Origin of the sequence: Rufibacter tibetensis (genome assembly GCF_001310085.1) — a bacterium.
GTDB classification, from domain to species: Bacteria; Bacteroidota; Bacteroidia; order Cytophagales; family Hymenobacteraceae; genus Nibribacter; species Nibribacter tibetensis.
Genome location: NZ_CP012643.1, coordinates 3,777,317 through 3,796,402, shown reverse-complemented (window position 1 = coordinate 3,796,402; position 19,086 = coordinate 3,777,317). Strand labels below are relative to the sequence as shown.

17 protein-coding genes and 1 pseudogene are annotated in these 19,086 nt (G+C 45.4%); 15 read left to right on the top strand and 3 right to left on the bottom strand.

What is annotated here, in order from left to right; translation table 11 throughout:
* The first annotated feature begins 199 nt into the window (after positions 1–199).
* The 4 genes from DC20_RS15450 (at position 200) to DC20_RS15435 (ending at position 4,987) form a co-directional block, all read left to right on the top strand.
* Positions 200–1,465: a DUF2382 domain-containing protein gene (locus DC20_RS15450; protein WP_062544656.1), complete on the top strand. Its 1,266-nt coding sequence runs from the start codon at positions 200–202 to the stop codon at positions 1,463–1,465.
* A 584-nt stretch (positions 1,466–2,049) separates the two neighbouring features.
* Entirely contained in the window at positions 2,050–2,523 is a 474-nt protein-coding gene (locus tag DC20_RS15445; protein ID WP_083470347.1) for a YsnF/AvaK domain-containing protein, read from the top strand.
* A gap of 57 nt (positions 2,524–2,580) precedes the next feature.
* Positions 2,581–3,765, top strand: coding sequence for a YsnF/AvaK domain-containing protein (locus tag DC20_RS22685; RefSeq protein WP_083470346.1), 1,185 nt, complete (start codon positions 2,581–2,583; stop codon positions 3,763–3,765).
* Between the two features lie 325 nt (positions 3,766–4,090).
* Entirely contained in the window at positions 4,091–4,987 is an 897-nt protein-coding gene (locus DC20_RS15435; protein WP_062544655.1) for an alpha/beta hydrolase fold domain-containing protein, read from the top strand.
* 121 nt (positions 4,988–5,108) lie between these two features.
* On the opposite strand, the gene DC20_RS15430 is transcribed toward DC20_RS15435, so the two are convergent.
* On the bottom strand, positions 5,109–6,248 hold the full coding sequence (locus DC20_RS15430; RefSeq protein WP_157593177.1) for a glycoside hydrolase family 26 protein: 1,140 nt from the start codon (positions 6,246–6,248) through the stop codon (positions 5,109–5,111).
* 465 nt (positions 6,249–6,713) lie between these two features.
* On the opposite strand from DC20_RS15430, the gene DC20_RS15425 reads away from it, so the two are divergent.
* The 7 genes and pseudogenes from DC20_RS15425 (at position 6,714) to DC20_RS15400 (ending at position 12,911) form a co-directional block, all read left to right on the top strand.
* Positions 6,714–7,172 carry a hypothetical protein gene (locus tag DC20_RS15425; RefSeq protein WP_062544654.1) on the top strand — a complete coding sequence of 153 codons (459 nt, stop codon included), beginning with the start codon at positions 6,714–6,716 and terminating at the stop codon, positions 7,170–7,172.
* Positions 7,173–7,686: 514 nt separating this feature from the next.
* A pseudogene (gene cysC, locus DC20_RS23440) lies at positions 7,687–8,189 on the top strand (adenylyl-sulfate kinase).
* Between the two features lie 147 nt (positions 8,190–8,336).
* Complete coding sequence (cysQ, locus tag DC20_RS15415) at positions 8,337–9,128, top strand: 3'(2'),5'-bisphosphate nucleotidase CysQ (protein WP_062544653.1); 792 nt, start codon at positions 8,337–8,339, stop codon at positions 9,126–9,128.
* A 181-nt stretch (positions 9,129–9,309) separates the two neighbouring features.
* Positions 9,310–10,281 carry a M28 family peptidase gene (locus DC20_RS23590; RefSeq protein ID WP_218918713.1) on the top strand — a complete coding sequence of 324 codons (972 nt, stop codon included), beginning with the start codon at positions 9,310–9,312 and terminating at the stop codon, positions 10,279–10,281.
* Entirely contained in the window at positions 10,257–10,688 is a 432-nt protein-coding gene (locus DC20_RS23585) for a M28 family metallopeptidase (RefSeq protein WP_218918712.1), read from the top strand. The genes DC20_RS23590 and DC20_RS23585 overlap by 25 nt, the downstream gene beginning before the upstream one ends.
* A gap of 290 nt (positions 10,689–10,978) precedes the next feature.
* Positions 10,979–11,818, top strand: a complete 840-nt coding sequence (locus DC20_RS15405; protein WP_062544652.1) for a universal stress protein — start codon at positions 10,979–10,981, stop codon at positions 11,816–11,818.
* A gap of 208 nt (positions 11,819–12,026) precedes the next feature.
* Positions 12,027–12,911, top strand: a complete 885-nt coding sequence (locus DC20_RS15400) for a universal stress protein (RefSeq protein ID WP_062544651.1) — start codon at positions 12,027–12,029, stop codon at positions 12,909–12,911.
* Positions 12,912–12,957: 46 nt separating this feature from the next.
* Here DC20_RS15400 and DC20_RS15395 read toward each other — a convergent pair whose 3' ends face one another.
* Together DC20_RS15395 and DC20_RS15390 are read right to left on the bottom strand one after the other, a co-directional pair.
* Positions 12,958–13,650: a DUF421 domain-containing protein gene (locus DC20_RS15395; protein WP_062544650.1), complete on the bottom strand. Its 693-nt coding sequence runs from the start codon at positions 13,648–13,650 to the stop codon at positions 12,958–12,960.
* 9 nt (positions 13,651–13,659) lie between these two features.
* Complete coding sequence (locus DC20_RS15390; protein WP_062544649.1) at positions 13,660–14,349, bottom strand: DUF421 domain-containing protein; 690 nt, start codon at positions 14,347–14,349, stop codon at positions 13,660–13,662.
* Between the two features lie 329 nt (positions 14,350–14,678).
* On the opposite strand from DC20_RS15390, the gene DC20_RS15385 reads away from it, so the two are divergent.
* The 4 genes from DC20_RS15385 (at position 14,679) to DC20_RS15365 (ending at position 18,970) form a co-directional block, all read left to right on the top strand.
* Entirely contained in the window at positions 14,679–15,266 is a 588-nt protein-coding gene (locus DC20_RS15385; RefSeq protein WP_062544648.1) for an RNA polymerase sigma factor, read from the top strand.
* The gene (locus tag DC20_RS15380) at positions 15,253–15,882 is read left to right on the top strand and encodes a carboxypeptidase-like regulatory domain-containing protein (RefSeq protein WP_062544647.1); all 630 of its coding nucleotides are present in this window, start codon (positions 15,253–15,255) and stop codon (positions 15,880–15,882) included. Before DC20_RS15385 ends, DC20_RS15380 begins: the two co-directional genes overlap by 14 nt.
* A gap of 116 nt (positions 15,883–15,998) precedes the next feature.
* On the top strand, positions 15,999–16,985 hold the full coding sequence (locus DC20_RS15375) for a Gfo/Idh/MocA family protein (protein WP_062544646.1): 987 nt from the start codon (positions 15,999–16,001) through the stop codon (positions 16,983–16,985).
* A gap of 338 nt (positions 16,986–17,323) precedes the next feature.
* Positions 17,324–18,970: a UxaA family hydrolase gene (locus DC20_RS15365; RefSeq protein WP_062544644.1), complete on the top strand. Its 1,647-nt coding sequence runs from the start codon at positions 17,324–17,326 to the stop codon at positions 18,968–18,970.
* Positions 18,971–19,086 lie beyond the last annotated feature (116 nt).

Below are 19,086 nucleotides of genomic sequence, written 5' to 3'. Positions count from 1 at the left end.
TTATAGAAAAATCACAACATCGAAGCAAAAAGAACTAAAGTATAAATTTTACCTATTAAAAAATATTTTAAAAATAAGCTTCAACTACTCTCCTGCACACTCGTAAACTTTAGGTACGATATTTTTCTGGAAGCTAAACCATCACTACCAGCCACTCCTAAAGCAGACTAGAAAGTCAAACACCCAATTACCTACAGTAATGGAAAAGAAAGAGAGCAAAACTTCAACCTACCATTTGCAGGAACTTGGCCATAGCAAGTATGAAGTAGCCAAAGGTGAGCAAGACATTCGTGGCTGGATTGTTCGTGATTTCGGGGGGAATAGGCTGGGAAAAGTGTGGGAATTATTATGTGACCCTGAAGCACGCAAAGTCAGGTACCTGGTAGTAGCCCTTGAAGGCAATGGTCTGAACTTAGAGCCGCGTGATGTGCTCCTTCCTGTTGGGTTGGCTGAACTACATGAAGCAGAAGATGTAATTACCGTACCTAAGATTTCTACCTTTCAACTTCAGGCCCTTCCTGCTTATAAAAGCGGCACCTTGACCAATGAGATTGAGGCTCAGGTGCAACGGATATTTTCACCCAATTATGACCAGGAAAGAACTCCCTCCTTTGAAGAAAAGCCCCAGCAATCAATACACTATAACCAGGAACACTTTAACCACAGCAACCTGTACCGGAACCGAAGGGCTAAGAACGTGATTGGCCTGTATCCTGACTCAGCCAGCGTAAACCGGGTAACACAAGAACTCATCAACGCAGGGTTTTCTAAGGAAGATATAGAGACAGCCATTCGCCACACAGACGGCTCTTTGGGAGGTTTCACATCAGCTAATTTTGAGCGTTATTTCCATTCAATTTTCAGCGATTCAGAAGAAGCAGACCAATACAAAGAGAAAATGCAGTACAGCAATGGGTTGGTGGTAGTACATGCTTTCTCCCCGGAGGAGGCCAACCGGGCTGCCCATATACTTAATTCCCGCCACAATTCTGGCCTGAACATACAGTTAGAAAAAAATAATCCAGTACAACCCTTCCCTAATCAGCACAGAACAGCTTCACCTGATCGCCCCTCTATCTCTGTCATTGAAGAACGGGTAAACAATAACAAGTCTGAAATGGAAACCGGAGACGCTCGTCTGCACAGCCACATTGTGGAACGCCCAATAGAGGAAAACAGGCGCCTGCGTGAAGAACGGATCCAGATTGAACGAGCGCCCATTGACCGGCCTGCTGATCAGTCGAACTTCGCCAGTTTTCAGGAAGGCACTATTGAATTGAAGGAATATGCTGAAGTAACTTCAATTTCTAAAGAAGCACATGTGGTGGAGGAAATCACCATTGGCAAAGATGTGGAAGTTCATGAAGAAACCATTCATGAAATTGTCAGGAAAACTGAAATTGATATAGAGGACCTAAGAGTTGATGACCGGTATAACAACCAGGCTAGTTCTACAAATTTTTGAAGTACACTTTACCCATAAAGAGAAAGCCTGCCGTGAATACAGCAGGCTTTCTCTTTATGGGAAGAAGGTATTTAAGGAGTATCTACACATAAGTCTAATAAAGCCTCCATTTAGATAGATTAGGGTAATGTTTAAAATTTGCATTTTTTCATTTAGCAAAGCTTTATAGGTACCCTTTTACTATCCTTTGTATAGGAGGCAAGCATTGTACTGAGGTTTAAGCAACCTTTTTGCACTTTCACTTTTACAACATAGCGCTTTGAATCATACCTGGCCACTTAGTTTCACCTTCCTTTGCGTCTCTCCTATAAATTCAAAAAATAAACTTCTATAACAACTAACGACAAGTAACCTATCCTTAAAATTTTAATATTTATATAGCTAGATATTAGAATTAACAAAACACCCTCTAATTTATTTTAAAACATTAATTTCTAAGCTATTGTTTAAAACAAAATTTGCAAAAACTTGTTTTTACAACCCTTTATTGAGATCATTCAAATTATTTAAATACAAAAATTTAACATTCAAAATGACAACCTCCCCCTAAGTAGCCCGTTTAGCTATCCAAAGAGAGAAAACAAATGGATCAGATATCAAATCAGGAAAATGAACCATACAGAGGAAGGAATTCCACTTCTACGGGCTCAGCAAATCAAGACCAGCAGGAGCACTTGACCATTCCGGTGATTGAGGAACGTGTGCACCTGGATAAAAGAGTAGTGGAAACTGGAAGTGTCCGGATTACGAAAGTCATCACTGAACAGGAAGTACCCTTGAACATTCCTTTGATCCAGGAGGAACACGACATCCAGCACGTACCTGTAAATCAATACGTTGACTCTCCACCGCCACCCATCAGATACGAAGGAGATACCATGATCATTCCTATTGTACAGGAAGTGATGGTGGTAGAAAAACGGCTGATGGTGATAGAAGAACTGCACATTACAAAAAACAAGGTGCAAACAAATGATGTCCAACAAATAAGCTTGCGCAAAGAGGAGATCAGGATAGAACGCATCCCCTCTGACCAGACAGGCAACAGCGGTTCATAGCCCAGAACACTCAATTTCATATAATTTTTAACCCCTACTTTTCTTACCAATAAAACTATGGCTCAAACAGTAATAGGTATTTTCGACAGTTCATCAGAAGCACAGCAAGCTGTACAGGAATTAAAAAACATTGGTCTCAGTGACTCTAACATAGATGTTTCCAGCGCAAGCTCCTCTTCCAGCAGTTCCAGTTCCTCTTTCGGAGGCGGTTCTTCTACTTCTGATTCAACTTACAGCAGCAGTTTTTCCTCTTCCAACGACAACGGGGGCATTATGGGCTTCTTCCGGTCCTTGTTCAGTGACGATGATGACAGTGCTACTACATATTCTAATGTAGCCAGTCACTCTGATTGCATTGTAACCGTGCACGCCCAAACAGATGAAGAAGCACGTAGAGCAGCCATCATTCTGGACCAATACGGGTCAGTTGACGTGGACCAACGCGCCATTGAATACGGGTACAGAAGCAATTCTGCCACAGGAAGCTCTTTCATGCAGAATACTGCTTCATCGTATGACAGCAGCACAGGTACCACTGGGCGCACTGCCTCCATCTTAGGAACCAGCACTGGACTAGGTACTGAATCTTACAACAGTGGCTCTGATTCTTTGCGTTTAGGCTCTACTGGCACCGATTCTGACCCAGACACATTTTCTGGCGGCGCAGACTCTACCTATGCAGGTAGCACAAACAACACTGTCCTTTCTGATTCCGCTTCAGATTTTAATAATACTACTTCTGACACCACCCGCAACGACTTAACAGACTCCACTTCTGTTCCTATTATTGAGGAAAACATGCAAGTGGGCAAACGCGAGGTCGAAACTGGTGGTGCCCGTCTGCGCAGCAGGATTGTAGAGCGTCCGGTGGAAGAGCATCTACGCCTTCGTTCAGAGCACGTGCGCGTAGAGCGCCAGCCAGTAAACCGTCCGGCTACAGAGGCAGATTTCACTGGCTTCAGAGAAGGTGAAATTGAATTGACGGAGCACGCTGAAGTGCCTGTGGTAAACAAAGAAGCCCATGTGGTAGAAGAAGTTTCATTAGGTAAAGAAGTAGAGGAACGGGATGAGGTAATCAGAGATACCGTACGCTCTACCGAAGTAGACGTAGATAACCTCACTGACACTACCCGCACAGACCTGGATAATGATCGCTCTGGTTTAGACCTTGATCGTGACCGTACAAACCGTGACCATAGAGGATTGACTGATCTGGACAATGACAGAAACACAGCCATCTAATTACCTCTAGTTCTATAGTAAAAGCCGGCTATTCTTCACAGGATAGCCGGCTTCGTTATAGGGCTTTTTTTACGGAAATAGCCAAGAAAGAAGTACTATTATTTTTTGATGTGGTAAATCCTCATAGATAATGGCTTTCTGTTCATGTTAAGAACTTTGGACGGATTTAAACTTAAATGATTCTAAGGCTTAACACATATACCTAAAAAGTAACTGGATTTTAACTTAACTTACTTTCATTTCTTTACCAGCAGTTCTCCCAAAATAGGCTCAAAATGCACACTTGATTTTTATGAACAAAGTTCTTCTCTGCTTAGCCGTTTGCATGTTAGTAGTAAAATGTAGGGCTGAGGCGCAAAAATTCACCACCCTCACCTACTACCAGGATGACACGATTAAGTTGGAACTGGATTTGTTTCTGCCCCAGAAAACCACTTCAGGCCAGAAACTACCTTTGGTTATTTTTGAACATGGCGGAGGCTTTTCAACCGGTGACCGAAAAGATGGGCACAGCTTCTGTTCCTTTCTTGCTGACCGAGGGTACATTGCCGCTACTATTTCCTATACCCTGTACATGAAAGGCAAAAACTATGGCTGTGATGGCAAACTGCCCGAGAAAATCAAAGCCTTTCAATATGCCGCTAACGACCTTTGGCTGGCTACTTCATTCTTTCTTCAGAATGCAACAAAATACAAGATAGATGTGAACAAAATCTTCTTGGCCGGAAGTAGCGCGGGGGCAGAGGCGGCTTTGCATGCTGCTTTCTGGGAATACAAAACCATGAACCTGTACCCCAAGGTAACTCTTCCGGCAACGTTCAAATATGCTGGGGTACTCTCAGGTGCTGGTGCATTGATGGATTTGAATCTGATAACAGAAAAAAACATGTTACCGATCTTGCTCTTCCATGGCAGCGCAGATCCTGTGGTACCTTACGCCACGGCAGCCCATCACACCTGCCCTACCAATGCGTCTAACTGGCTTATGCTATTTGGCTCCTATTCTATTTACCAGCGTCTGGTAGAGATGCAAGGCCATACAAAACTGGTTACTTACTGCGGTGGTGCCCATGAATATAGCGGAGAACTGTTCCATAAAAACCAACAACTGCTGGTAGACTTCTTAAACGAGGTGCTCTCTAACCAGAAAACTCAGGAGCACAGGATAATTGCCACGGGTAAGCGTAATCAACAAACTAAGGGGTATTCCTTTTATGAGTAGTTCTTTGAGGCAATCTCCATTCGTTCATCACAGTACAAAAAAGCCCCTTTCTGCAGGTTTTTAGAAAAACGAGCAGAAAGGGCTTTTATGGTTTAAAGGAGAAAAGGGCTATTCCTGTAACTTAAAAGATGCCCAAAAACTTCTTCCGTTTGTAGATGTTCTTCAGGTCCTTTTCAAAAAGCGTGTAGGGGTCATGGTAAAACTTCATAAAGTTAGGGACACTTACCTGTCCAGGAAAAGGGGCATAGTAATGAGTAGGGCTTCGGGTATCATTCCGCCATACCAGCACATAAGACAAACGCATGGGGTGTTTCTTCATGGTCGCCAGCAAAGTATTCGTCCACCAGTTTGGGTCTGGAATTGATTCCAAACCAGTCTCTGTGAAAGCGGCGAGTTTATTGGCTTTTTTGGCATAATCGGCTACAATTTTCAGCTTAAAAGCAGCTGTGTCAATGGCATATCGGTCACGGCCCATGTCTCCATAATTGTCCATGCCCACCATGTCTACCCACTTATCACCGGGGTACCGCTCCAAAAACTCTGCTTCAGAGTTGAATTTGTTATCAGGTGAAAAAGCATAAATGAAATTGTGCACCTCTAAGCTGTCTCTGAGGTAAGAAACCGTAAACTGCCATAAGGAGATGAAGTCTTCACGGCTGGTATGTGGTTTGCCCCACCAAAACCAACCGCCGTCAAATTCATGAAAAGGCCTGAAGATCACCGGAGCCAACTTTCCATCGGCACCTTTAACACTATGCGCCCATTCCCCAATGCCTCTTAGAATTTCTTTATATTGTTCATGCGCCTCGCCCCCGGGGATAATGTACTTCACTGCTGGTAAGGAAAGGGAGTCTACCCAATAAAATCCGCCTCTTGACACAGGGTTTGAAAAGTGCCAGGCTGCCGTGGTCACCCCACCGCGATTATAGGTATCAATTACGTTCTGGCGAACTGCCTCCTTGGCGCTTTGGATGGCTTCCGGTGACCGCCCTGAAAAGCCGCTGAAGTCCACCCCTATCACTGCCGGATGCGAACCCGTCACTGACTTTACATCTGACCGGTCTTTTTGCACTGACCAGCCATGTCCGTATTCAGTGGCGTGCTGGTGCCCAAACAGAGTATGCTTTTTAGACAGCCTACCCATGTTTTTGTAAAGCGCCTTTGTTTCGGCAGTGGCTTTTTTGTCTATAGGTCCTGTTCCCGCACACCCAAACAGAAAGAATGCTCCGGCCACAAGCAAATAGGTAATTCTAGTAATCATATAGTTTTTGGTACGCATGAACAGGCAAGTTAACACCTACCAGCAGGTTTTTCAATTTTGCTGAACCACGCAAGTAAGAATATTAAGCCTTCACAAAACACACTTCTTTACTACCCCCCACCCTTTTTAAGCTTTGCAAGCTTTAGAACCATGCACTTACTATTACGGCTTTAAAGCACAGTATATAAATAGAAATGCACAATTGTATAGCTCCCTTCTTGTGAGGTTTAAACCCAAAACCTTCGGGAGAGGCCCGCCACTTCAATAGGGAGCCTTCTGCACATTACTAACTTAAACTGTTCAACCTTTTGGGAAGTAACCATTTACCATCAATTTCAAACCACTAGTTAAAAACTTTCAAAGTTAAGGCTTATGATAGATTTGAAAATTGCATATCTTGCTTCAACAGACGGCAACAATATCATTTAGCTATTAATTGATCTCACTAAAGAGACCTGGCTTATTATGCATATTGACCTACAACCACAACTCGTACATCAGGATGAATTCCTGAAGATAGAGGTAGACAAAAATATCAAGTACATTTATATAGAATGGTTTACAGGACCTTCAGCCGAAGACTTCAGAAAATCGTTCTTCTTAGCCGCTTCCATTGCCTTGGAGCAAAAGGCTGAATACTGGTTTAGTGATGCCAGAGCCATACCCTTTCTGGATTTCGCTGATCAGAATTGGGTTCTGCGGGAAATGACGCCAAAACTGCTGGAATCACCGTTGAAGAAGTATGCCCGCCTTTCAACAAAGGAAAGTATTGGCCTACTTGACATTCACCGCATTTACAGTTCGCTCTCCAGCCAACAAGCCATTGCCTTTAGAACAAAGTTTGAGACGTTCACCAGTAGAGAAGCAGCTTTGGAGTGGCTTTTCCTGGACTTTGAGCAAGACCAGTCTTCAAATACTCAGTAAGTGATTCAGGACACCTTTTATCTAAGCGCCTTTTCCAAAATGTTTGCATAGGCTTATCCTCTAATTTGTATTTAAAACCTCAAGGACTAAAAAGGTGGTAAGCATCTGGCAAATCTGTGCAGGGTTGGCTTTGTAACAACCTTAATTTTGCTGGAATGCTTCATTAAGTATATTTTAGCCAGTGAGGCTAGCTCTAGTATTATGTACAGGGTTTGGTACATCAATGAGCTCCGCACAAAGTTTAGGCGCTTGTTAATGGTGTTTCTTAACCAAGTACGGTTCCTATACTGTGAAGACGTTACTGGATTTACGGACAGACACCCGTAACTTGCTTCTCCAAAAACAAGCCTAGTTCCTTTTTCTATTGGCTTAGAAGAAAGCCCTATTCGCTATGAATTATCTCTTCCCCTTTGAATCTAAAATCAGCACGTCGCAAAGAAAAGAGATGATTGGGCAGGAACCTAAATTGATATGACTCACTGGCCTTTCCGGATCCGGTAAAAGCACCCTGGCTTTGCGGCTGGAGCATTATCTATTCCATAAAGGATATAAGGTGTTTCTTTTAGATGGCGATAATGTGCGGAACGGTCTCAACAAAGATTTAAGTTTTTCTGAAACAGACCGTAAGGAAAACCTAAGACGGGTAGTGAAGTTGCCAAGCTTATGTTGGATTCAGGCTTGCTGGTTATTTGTGCCTTTATCTCTCCGTATGAACAGGAACGCCAACTGATGAAGAGCATCATTGGGGAGGATCGTTACCTGCAGGTTTATGTAAACACTCCTTTAGAAGTTTGTGAAAATCGAGATCCAAAAGGATTATATGCCAAATCCCGAGAGGGTCTCATTCCCCACTTCACAGGCATAAGTGCTCCTTATGAAACGCCGCTTACTTCAAACGTTGAAGTAAAAACCGCCGAGGAGACCATTGAAGAATCACTGCATAAGATCATTCAGTTCATAGAACCCCTGGTCATTCTTCCACCAAATAAAAAGACCACTTCTCCTACAAACTCTTAGGTTGAATCAATACTGGAGGCAAAACACTAAGAGGGCCTTTTCCCCATTAAGGTATTTTACTTTAGGATGCTGAATGTTGAAATAGTCTCTAAATTTTAAAAGCTCAACAGCAATCACACCCGTAGCTTTCTGCTAAAACCTAATTACATGATTGCACCAGAACTGCACATTGAAGAACTAATCCAAATCGCCAAAGTTGCTGCGTTGGAAGCAGGGAAAGCTATATTAGAAATATATAATTCGGCAGACTTTAAGGTAGAGTATAAAGAAGATGACTCACCACTCACGGTAGCAGACAAAGCCGCCCATGAGGTAATTTCCCATCACTTACAATCCACGGGATTACCCATCCTTTCAGAAGAGGGCGCACACCTGAGTTACGCTAAAAGAACTTCCTGGCCCTGGTACTGGCTGGTAGACCCACTGGACGGCACCAAAGAATTCATAAAACGTAATGGGGAGTTTACGGTGAACATTGCCTTGATGCAAAACACAAAACCTGTTGGTGGAGTGGTGTTTGCCCCTTGCCTGGACACCTTGTATGCTGGTTCTTTGGTTACTGGAGTGTACAAGGTAGAAAAAAGAAATAAATCAGAAATAACCCCACTCCCTGAAAAGAGAACGTTGGAAAATCTGGTCGAACTTCCCTCTATCAAAATCATTGCCTCTCGCACGCACAGCACCCCAGAAACAGAAGCATTCATTAAGCAATTCAAAAATGTGGAACTGGTGTCCATGGGCAGTTCGCTTAAGTTCATGTTACTAGCCGAACAGAAAGCAGACCTTTACCCGCGTTTTGCCCCTACCATGGAGTGGGATTCCGCCGCAGCCCACGCCCTACTGAACGCCCTCAACCAGGCCATTTTCTTGCCTGACCTTTCCGGCGAATTGCGCTACAATAAGCCTTCTTTGCTGAATCCTTCTTTCCTGGCTTTCTAAAAACTATCTGCCACACCATTATTTGAAGTTTTTCCATTTCTTGGCAGATTTCAAAAAAGGACCTTTAAACGATAAGCCGTTCTGCAAGAAGAGGCACGCCCTACTCTTCTCGCAAAGCAAACCGTGGTTGGTATCTCCCCCGCAAACCTATATCTTCCGGTATCCAACTAACCACTCTTGTATGTTCCAAAAGAAGTACTTCGCACTGGGTGCCCTGGCGGTGTCTTTTTCCCTCCAAACCATGGCGCAGGGGAACCCAGGATGGCTGCCGGTTTTCCAGAAAATCAATACCGAGGTGCAAACCAATTCAAAAGCTTATTCTTCTTTGAAAACGGCCTCAAAATCCATAGGCCACCGCATGACAGGATCTGCAAATGGAAAGAAAGCAGAGGAGTTTGCCTTTAACCTTTTCAAATCTTATGGCTTCTCTGATGTAAAATACCAGCCATTTGAAGTGGAAAGCTGGAGCCGCGGAACCCTTACCTTACAGGCCGGCAAAGACGCCAAGCAACTGCAGAACATCAAGTCTGTTTCTCTGGCGCATTCACCCGTAAAAGCATCGCTCACTGGCGATGTGGTAGACATGGGCAATGGACTGGAAGCAGATTACGCAGCAAAGCCGAATGCTGTAAAAGGTAAAATCGCGTTGGTGTACCTGGGTGTATTGCCGGGTTCACCCGAAGGCACCCGCAGCCTACACCGCTCTGAGAAAACGGCTTTGGCCATTAACAACGGAGCCAAAGGCATTATCATCATCAACACTGTTCCAGGTGGTACACTTCTAACAGGAACAGCTTCTGTAACTGGTAAACTCATCCCCATTCCGGCGGTATGTATTGGGCGCGAAGATGGGTTTAAATTGAAGGAGCAGTTGCAAAATGGCCCATTGACTGCAAAGATTGACATGACCAATAACTCTGGGAAGATAAAGGCCCGCAACGTGATTGCCACGCTTAAAGGTTCTTCGCTTCCTAATGAAAAGATTGTGATAGGCGGTCACCTGGACAGCTGGGATCTGGCCAGTGGGGCCATTGACAACGGCATCGGCTCTTTCTCTGTGATGGACATGGCCCGCACTTTTCAGACGTTAAAGCTTCGGCCTAAACGCACCATTGAGTTTGTGATGTCATGGGCGAAGAAGAAGGGTTGCTAGGTTCTGAGGCTTATTTAGAGGAAGCCACCAAAAACAAAACCCTGAACCAGGTAGCTTTCATGCTGAATTATGACATGACCAATGACCCAAAAGGTTACAACGCCAGCCAGGAATCATGCCGCGAACTGTTCCAGTCTATAGGAGCCATGGCCGCTAAAATAGACACTACATTCAAAAACAGTTTCACGTCCAGAGCGGGTCTGCACTCAGATCACCAACCCTTTATGTTGCACGGAATTCCTACCGGTGGATCATCAGGAGGCAAATTACCAGCCGGTGCCGGTGACTGCTACCACGCCGATTGTGACTCTTTTTCTTTAGTGAACGAACAGCAACTAAAAAACACGGTTCGGTTCAGCGCCATGCTTTTGTACGGCCTCGCCGATGCCGCTACCATTCCGTCCTAACGTCTTTCTGACGAAGAAACCAAAGCCTTCCTTCTCCAGAACAATCTCAAAGAGCCCCTGAAGATAGCCGGTGAGTGGCGGTGGAAAGACTAAGAAGTTTTAGGGATTAGTTTTCTAAAAATGACCTTAAAACGCAAAAAAAGAGGGAGTCAGCAAATGGTGCTGGCTCCCTCTTTTTGCTTCCTGATCTATTTGGTTTTCACATCCGCTACCAGAATAGTATCCTATTTACCAGAAAATCAGTACAATATATTACACACCACATATTCAGCACCTTAAAACCTACTACTATGGAAAAGATACTTTGCCCAACCGATTTCACTCCTATTTCGCAGATTGCCATTGACTACGGCCTAGAATTATCGAAAAGTCTGAATGCGCGGCTGGTTCTCTTTCACAGTGTGCCTCAATCTGAGCCCAAGCGCCACATGCCAGTTGGCGGTGTTCCGTTCATGGAACCCATTCCAGACCCTGAGGAAAGAAGCCAACGGGAAATGCAGCTAAGACTGGCCAAAGAAAAGCTGTTTTCCTATTCGCAGAATCTTCCGCATGTAGAAAGCGAATTACAGGTTGGTGATATCAATTCCACCCTACCACAGGCTGCCTTAGAAATGGAGGCTGACTTCATTGTGCTGGCGCACGAAGGTCTGGAGATTGTGTTTCCGGGATCAGTGACCTCCAGAATTATTGGCAGTGTTCCCTGCCCGGTGCTCATTGTACCGCCCCATACTGCCTTCAGGCCTTTGGCCCAGATTGTGTATGCCACCGATCTTAAATCTGATTCTTTTACTAACATAGGGTTTGTCATTCAGCTGGCTGCGGTCTACAATGCACAGGTGCAATTCCTGCATGTTTTGCCTGAAGACGCCCCTGATGCCCGTACTGCCGCAGAGGCTGAATTACGGCTTATCTGCAAACGCTCTGTTTATCCAAACCTGTCTTATCATATAGAAACTGGCAAGAAAGTAGAAGAAATTATCCATCATTTTTGTACGGCACAGAAGGCTGATTTGCTGGTGATGGGCTCCCGTAACAACAACTTCTGGCAGCTTTTCTTCCAGAGCAAAACCCAGGACATTGCTTCTCATGCTTTTGTACCACTGGTGGTACTGCCTTATAAAAAACAATAGCCCCTGGTCTAAGAAAGGAGGAAGGTTGGAATAGTACTTCCTGCGCCAACCTTCCGTACAGCAGGAACCTGAACGACCCTTGTAGCTCTCCATCAGGAGAAAGGCAGAAAATGGCCATTCTGACAACTATCTTTGAAGAGGCCTTTCCTACCCGGTACCTTAGTTCTTGAATTCAGCAAAACACGTTGATTCTTAACCGAGACGAACCATGGCTACTATTCTTGTTCCCACAGATTTTTCAGAAAACGCCGCTAATGCGGTACAGTACGCCGCTTCGCTTGCGGTGCAAACCAGCAGCCGACTGCTGCTAGTACACACCGTGAGCGTACCTGTTTCAGTAATGCCTGAAGGGATTCCTTTGCTGTCTGTAAATACCCAGTTAATGAAGGCTTCTGAGGAGGCACTTGGCACCTTGGCTCATCAGCTAAACCAATCCTTCTCACTAGAAGTAGAAACCTTATGTCTTTCCGGTCCACTTATCCCGCTATTGAATGAAGTAATAAAAACCCAGACCGTAGATCTGGTGGTGATGGGCACTCAGGGGGCTGGTGATCTACTTACTAGGTTAATTGGTACCAATTCCACTGTCTTTATCAAAGAAGCATCTTGCCCCGTGTTGGTGGTACCGGCTCATGCTAAGTTCAGTCCAATACGACACATTGCGTATGCTTCAGATTTTGAAACGGAAGAAACCGTTTACCTGAAACAGCTTTTCCAACTAGCCTCCACCCTCAATTCTGAGGTGCACATCATTAATATTACCTCTGAGCATGAGCTAAACATTGTGTCTGACCGGCAGGTGCTGAAGAGCATCAAAAAGCATTTCCCGCACCACCAGTACAGCGTGGCCCAAATGAGGTATAATGATGTAGTGGCTGGCCTGAAGAAATTTGTGCAGGAAAACCAAATGGATTTGCTGGCAGTGTCTATCCAGGACCGAGACCTACTGGAATACCTTTTCCACCACAGCATCACCATAGAATTAGCTATTCAAGCCTTTGTACCTTTACTGACCCTGCCCGCCAACCCTTATTATCTTCAGGCGCAGCGCTCAGTTTCAAATAAAACAGTGTCTGCAGGGGCAGACAAGTGAGCGGGTGTAATTTGACAGAGTATTAGCCACAGGTCAAACTACTTATTTAGGAAACGATAGCTTGGTTCCATTCCCGGCTTCCACAGTAAGTACAGTTGGTCTGAGGCGATTGGGAATGTTTTACCAGATTTCCGCAATTCTTACAAGCGTAGGTTTCTGGCACAAAGTTTTGTTCTTTCTGCAGGTCAGGGTCTATGTCTGGAATAAGCGACAGTCCTGGCCGCTCCTCCGGAAATTGCATGATGGTAAAGGAGCCGTTGGCTTCCATGTAGGTGCGCTGCACTTTACCTAAGTTAAAGATGTCTTCCCGCCTGAACTGTGCAAAAAGGCGATCTTTGGTGATGCGGGCGTGCTCCATTACGTCAAGTTGTAACAGACCATCTTTTACCAGGATGTCCATGTCATCCATCACCATTTCCTCAAAACTGGCATCCTGGGTGCTTCGCCAGGCAATCAGGCGCTGCACACCCACTACTACTATGGCAATAATGGCAATGGGCAAAATCCCCCTAGAGGGTTCCATTAGCGCTACCCCATTGGCTGCGGCCAATGACACAAGGGCAGCCATCTCAGTTCTGCTCAGCATAGAAGCCATGCGCTTGCCCATTGCCCGCATAGAAAGCACAAGCACAAAATAGATAAAGGCAATCCTGATGACCATTTCCAACAGAAAAATCCAGGGCGCTTCGCCCATGACAATCCGCAGCCAATCTGTTATTTGAATTTCTTCTGGTTTCATGAGTAGTTTTTAGGTTGCCGCCACTGTCCATTCATCGCAGCTGCAGTTGGGGCATTCTGTATTATCCGCTTGGCGGGCATCTGCCAGATAACCACAGCGGGTACAGGCAGCAAGGTCTTTATCCACGGGAAGGGAAAGCAATAACGCTTCGTCTTTGAGCGGCACAATGGGTAAGCCTGGCTTAGGGGTTGAGGCTTTTATAATGCTGAACATGCCATATCCTTCCATGTACAGGCGCTTCACCTCCCCCAGATGTTTTATGTTATGGGTTCTGAGCGCCGCGAATATCTGGTCTTTAGACAGCCTGGATAATTCAAATTCTTTTATCTGCAGCACACCCTCTTTTAAGATAAGGCTTACTTCACCCTGGGTGGCTAACTCCACTTTCCGGTCCCGGAAGGCTATCCAGCTTAAGCCCCGCTGAAAGACAAAGGCACAGACAAAAGCCACTATTACCATTAAGATGCCCCGGTCTGGTAATTGCATGGGCGCAGAGGCAATCCCTCCCAAAGTCACCATCACTGCAAGTTCTGTGATGGTCAACTGGGCGTTCATGCGTTTCCCCATCATACGCAGGACAATAAGCAGGGCAATAAAAATAATGATGGTCCTAAGAAGCACCTCCGCCATAAACTCCCACGTCGTATTCCCAATCAGTAGCCGTTCCCAATCAGGGAAAAAGATCTCTTCTTTTTTCATAACCTTCTCCCTTACGAGGAGGCAACCAACTATAGTTACCCTGATTCTTAGGGAATTAATACGGAAGTTTAACCTGCATCTGGGTTTGAAGAGTGAAAGCGAAGCGCAAATACACCCCTCTATTCGGGTGGATTTTGTAAAAACAACCTCCAAACTACAGGGCTTCAAATTCTATCACAAAGAACTGAATCAATAAAAATGAAAGGAACAATTATGGATTATGGTCTGCTGGCGCATCATGTGGTAAAGCCAAAAAAGAAGATCAAAAGCCAACGTTTTTCTAGTTAGTTTTAATCAGTTTCTTTAGAGAAGCATTTCCGCCCAACTCTATGTTTCTAAAACTGTTCTCGCGCGCCAAGCCGCCCAATGATCTGGAAATGATTCAGCAGTACCGTGAGACGGGCGACCTGGCGGTAGTGGGAGCACTGTTTGAGCGCTACACTGAGATGGTGTACCTGATTTGCCTGAAGTATCTGAAAAACGAAGACGAAAGCAAAGATGCCACCATGCATATTTTTGAGCTTTTAATCACCGCGCTGCACAAACACGAAATCACCAATTTCAAAAGCTGGCTTCACGTGCTGGCCAAAAACCATTGCCTGATGTACCTGCGGGCACAGAAAACCCGCGGCACAGATTCCATTGATGAAAAGCTACTGCCCATCATTGAAAAAACAACTTATGCAGAACTTAGTCAGGAGACAGAGCAAGAGCAGCAGGTCCAACTTCTGGCCAAAGCCCTTGAGGAATTGGGGCCGGAGCAACGTGTTTGCGTAGACCTGTTTTACCTGCAGAAAAAAAGCTACAAAGAAGTAGCAGACCTGACCGGTTATGAAATTGGCCAAGTGAAAAGCCACATTCAGAACGGCAAAAGAAACCTCAAAATCTACATGACTAAAAACTATGAGCAGGATTAACCACCAAAACGCTTGGGAAACCGAGGAGCATCCATCACTGGAGGTGCTGCGGCAATACCAATCCGGTGAATTACCCGCTCCCCAAAGTCACCAACTGGAACGGCACCTGGCTTCCTGCGAGATGTGCTCTGACTTGTTAGGAGGCATGGCCCTCTCCCAGCCCGCCCGAGTCCAACGCGCAGTACGTGAAACCCGTGGGCGCCTGAAAAACTTATTAGCACAGAAAAAAAGAAAACGTAAAGTTTTCCAGTGGCCTGTCTGGCAAACCGCTGCGGTGTTGCTGGTATTGCTCTTCGCCATTGCCGAGGTGGTCTACCACCATTATTTCAACAAACCTGCTTCGCATACAACTGAGGAGACGACTTACCATCAGGCCACCTGGCGTTTTGTAGGTCATGTAGCAAACGCCACTGGTAAATCTTTACCTGAAGCTACTGTAAAAGTTAAGGGGACTGACCTCCAGACTAAAACAGACCAACGCGGAGAATTTATGTTAAATATCCCTGCCAAGGATTCTGTTCTGATTGTTTCGCATTTTGGCTATAAAGAAAAAGAAGTAATTGTCAGTACTTCAAACAACCATGTTAGAATCGTGTTAACTGAAGGACCAGAATGAGGTACTTTGTTTGAAGCAATAAGTAAATAGAGGGCTTTCCATTATTTACTCTTCTCTTTCAGTGGATTCTCCCCTACATTTAGGGGCTGGTTTAGAGAAAATTGGCTCAAAAAGTAATGGTAGAATCAATTAAAACTATTAGGTGGGGCATCATAGGTTGCGGCGATGTAACTGAAGTCAAGAGCGGACCAGCCTTCCAGAAAGTACCCCACTCCCAATTGATGGCCGTCATGCGTCGCGATGGTGCGAAAGCCCAGGACTACGCCCAGCGTCATCAGGTGCCCAAGTGGTACGATAATGCTGAAGCACTCATCCAGGACCCTGAAGTAGATGCCGTTTACATCGCCACGCCTCCCGGTTCCCATGCAGAGTACACATTACAGGTAGCTGCGGCTGGTAAACCTGTGTACGTAGAAAAGCCTATGGCTTTAGATTATGCCCAATGCAAGGAGATGGTTTCTGCCTGCAAGGAAGCTCAGGTCCCCTTATTTGTGGCGTACTATCGCCGGTGCCTGCCTTCTTTTTTGAAAGTAAAAGAATTGGTAGACACTGGGGCTATTGGCGAAATAAAGTTTGTGAACGTTCGGCTTTATCACCCGGCGCAGGAAAACCTGAATCCGCAGGAACTGCCCTGGCGGGTACAACCAGAGATTGCCGGTGGCGGTCTCTTCTTTGACCTTGCCTCTCACCAACTAGATTACCTTGACTTTTTGTTAGGGCCTATCATTTCCGCCTCGGGTCAAACAGCCAACCAAGCAGGGCTTTACCCGGCAGAAGATATCGTGACGGGACAATTCCGATTTGCTAATGGCGTGCTGGGAAGTGGCATCTGGTGCTTTACGGTAGATTCAACTCAGTTCAAAGATGAAATAGAGATCATAGGCAGCAAGGGCAGAATTACCTTTCCTTCTTTCGCGTTAGAACCTGTCAGGTTAGAAACGGCAGCCGGAACCGAAGAATTCCTATTGCCTCCTCCCGCCCATGTGCAGCAGCCGTTTATCCAAACCATAGTAGAAGAACTTTTAGGCCTGGACACCTGCCCCAACACCGGCGAATCTGCCGCCCGTACCGCTTGGGTGATGGATCAGATAGTAGGTAGGTAGAGACGTCCTTCTTCTCCGCTTCCGGCTGCTTTTGGGCTCTTTTCAGAAAAGCAGCCTAAAAGCAGCCGGAATTTTTTCTTCGTCTATTTGGTTTAGTAAATGCATACCTACCCGGCAAATAGAAAAAATGGTGATGATGGTGCAGAATAAAACCAAAACTGCTGTAAATCTCTTCCTAAACCTGGGGCTTCTTATTCCGAAATTGGGAACTTTAGATTCTTCTGCTTGCCTGCCGTTCAAAAAGTTTAATTTTTTACAATAAATTGTTTTAAATTTTTCAATCTCTCGCAATTATTGATATATTGCGCAATCGATTGCACATTCTACCTGTTTTAGATATGTTACACAAGTTTTTAAAAATCCATCCGAACGACAATGTGCTGGTAGCACTGACGGATTTGCAAAAAGGCGACATCGTGGAATACGATGGCTCGCAGATAGTTTTGGTTGACAACGTTCAGGCCAAGCATAAATTCGCATTGAAACCCCTTGCCGCTGGTGAGGAGATCTTGATGTATGGGTCTTTGGTGGGCAAGGCAGTTTATGACATCCCTGCTGGAGGCGTGTTAACTACCTCTAATGTGAAACACCAGGTGAATGGCTTTACCGGCAAAACAAAGACCATTGGCTGGCAAGCGCCTGATGTTTCTAAGTGGGCTAACAGAACTTTCATGGGTTTTCACCGCGAAGACGGTCAGGTAGGTACTTCCAACTATTGGCTGGTAGTTCCGTTGGTATTCTGTGAAAACCGTAACGTAGACATCATCAAGCAAGCCTTCTTAGATGAGCTTGGGTTTGGCCAGCGTGACGTATACAAGTCCTACGTACAGCAAATGGTAGACCTGTACCAGTCTGGCAACACTGAGGCCATTGGCACGCTTACCTTACAAAAAGCTTCTGCCCCGGCTCAGCGCCGTATTTTTGAAAACATAGACGGAATCAAATTCCTGACCCATCAAGGTGGTTGCGGCGGAACCAGACAAGACTCAGACATGCTGTGTGCTTTGTTGGCCGACTACATCCACCATCCTAACGTGGCAGGTGCTACCGTTTTGAGCTTGGGTTGCCAAAACGCTCAGGTAAGCATCCTGGAAAGTAAAATCAAGGCTCTTAACCCTAACTTCTCAAAACCACTCATCGTGCTGGAACAGCAGAAAGAGGGAACTGAGGAGGAAATGATGTCTAAAGCCATCAAGCAGACCTTCTTAGGGTTAATTGAAGCCGATAAACAAACCAGAAAGCCAGCTCCTTTAAGCAAACTTTCTATCGGGTTAGAGTGCGGTGGTTCTGATGGCTTCTCCGGTATTTCTGCTAACCCAGCCATTGGGCATACCTCTGATATTCTGGTAGCTTTAGGCGGAACAACCGTTCTTTCTGAATTCCCTGAATTGTGCGGGGTAGAGCAGGAACTAATCAACCGTTGCGAATCTGAAGAATCAGCGGAGCGTTTCGCTTCTTTGATGCGCGCCTACGCAGCCTCTGCTGAGGCAGTTGGATCGGGCTTTGACATGAACCCAAGTCCGGGTAACATCAGAGACGGTTTGATTACTGATGCTATCAAGTCTGCTGGAGCAGCCAAAAAAGGAGGTACTTCTCCTATTGTTGATGTACTGGATTATCCAGAATACATCAAGAAACCAGGTTTGAACCTGTTGTGCACCCCTGGTAACGACGTGGAATGTACCACTGCGTTGGTAGGAGCCGGTACTAACATTGTATTGTTCACCACCGGTTTAGGAACTCCAACCGGAAACCCGATTGCACCAGTAATCAAAATCTCTTCCAACACCAAGTTGGCGCAACGCATGCCAGATATCATTGACATTGATACCGGAGCAGTGATTGCAGGCGAGAAAACCATTGAAGAAATGGGCGAAGATGTACTGGATTTCATCATTGAAGTTGCCAGCGGCCGGATTGAAACAAAAGAGAAGGCTTTGCATCAAGACGACTTCATTCCGTGGAAACGCGGTGTGTCCTTGTAAGGAATCTCCCATCATGCTGGTTCTTTGAAAAGGAACTAGTTTAAACAGAAAACAGGCCCTGTTCCTCTATCGCTTCAGTTGTGTGGCATCTGCGGCAAACGGGACAGGGCCTAATT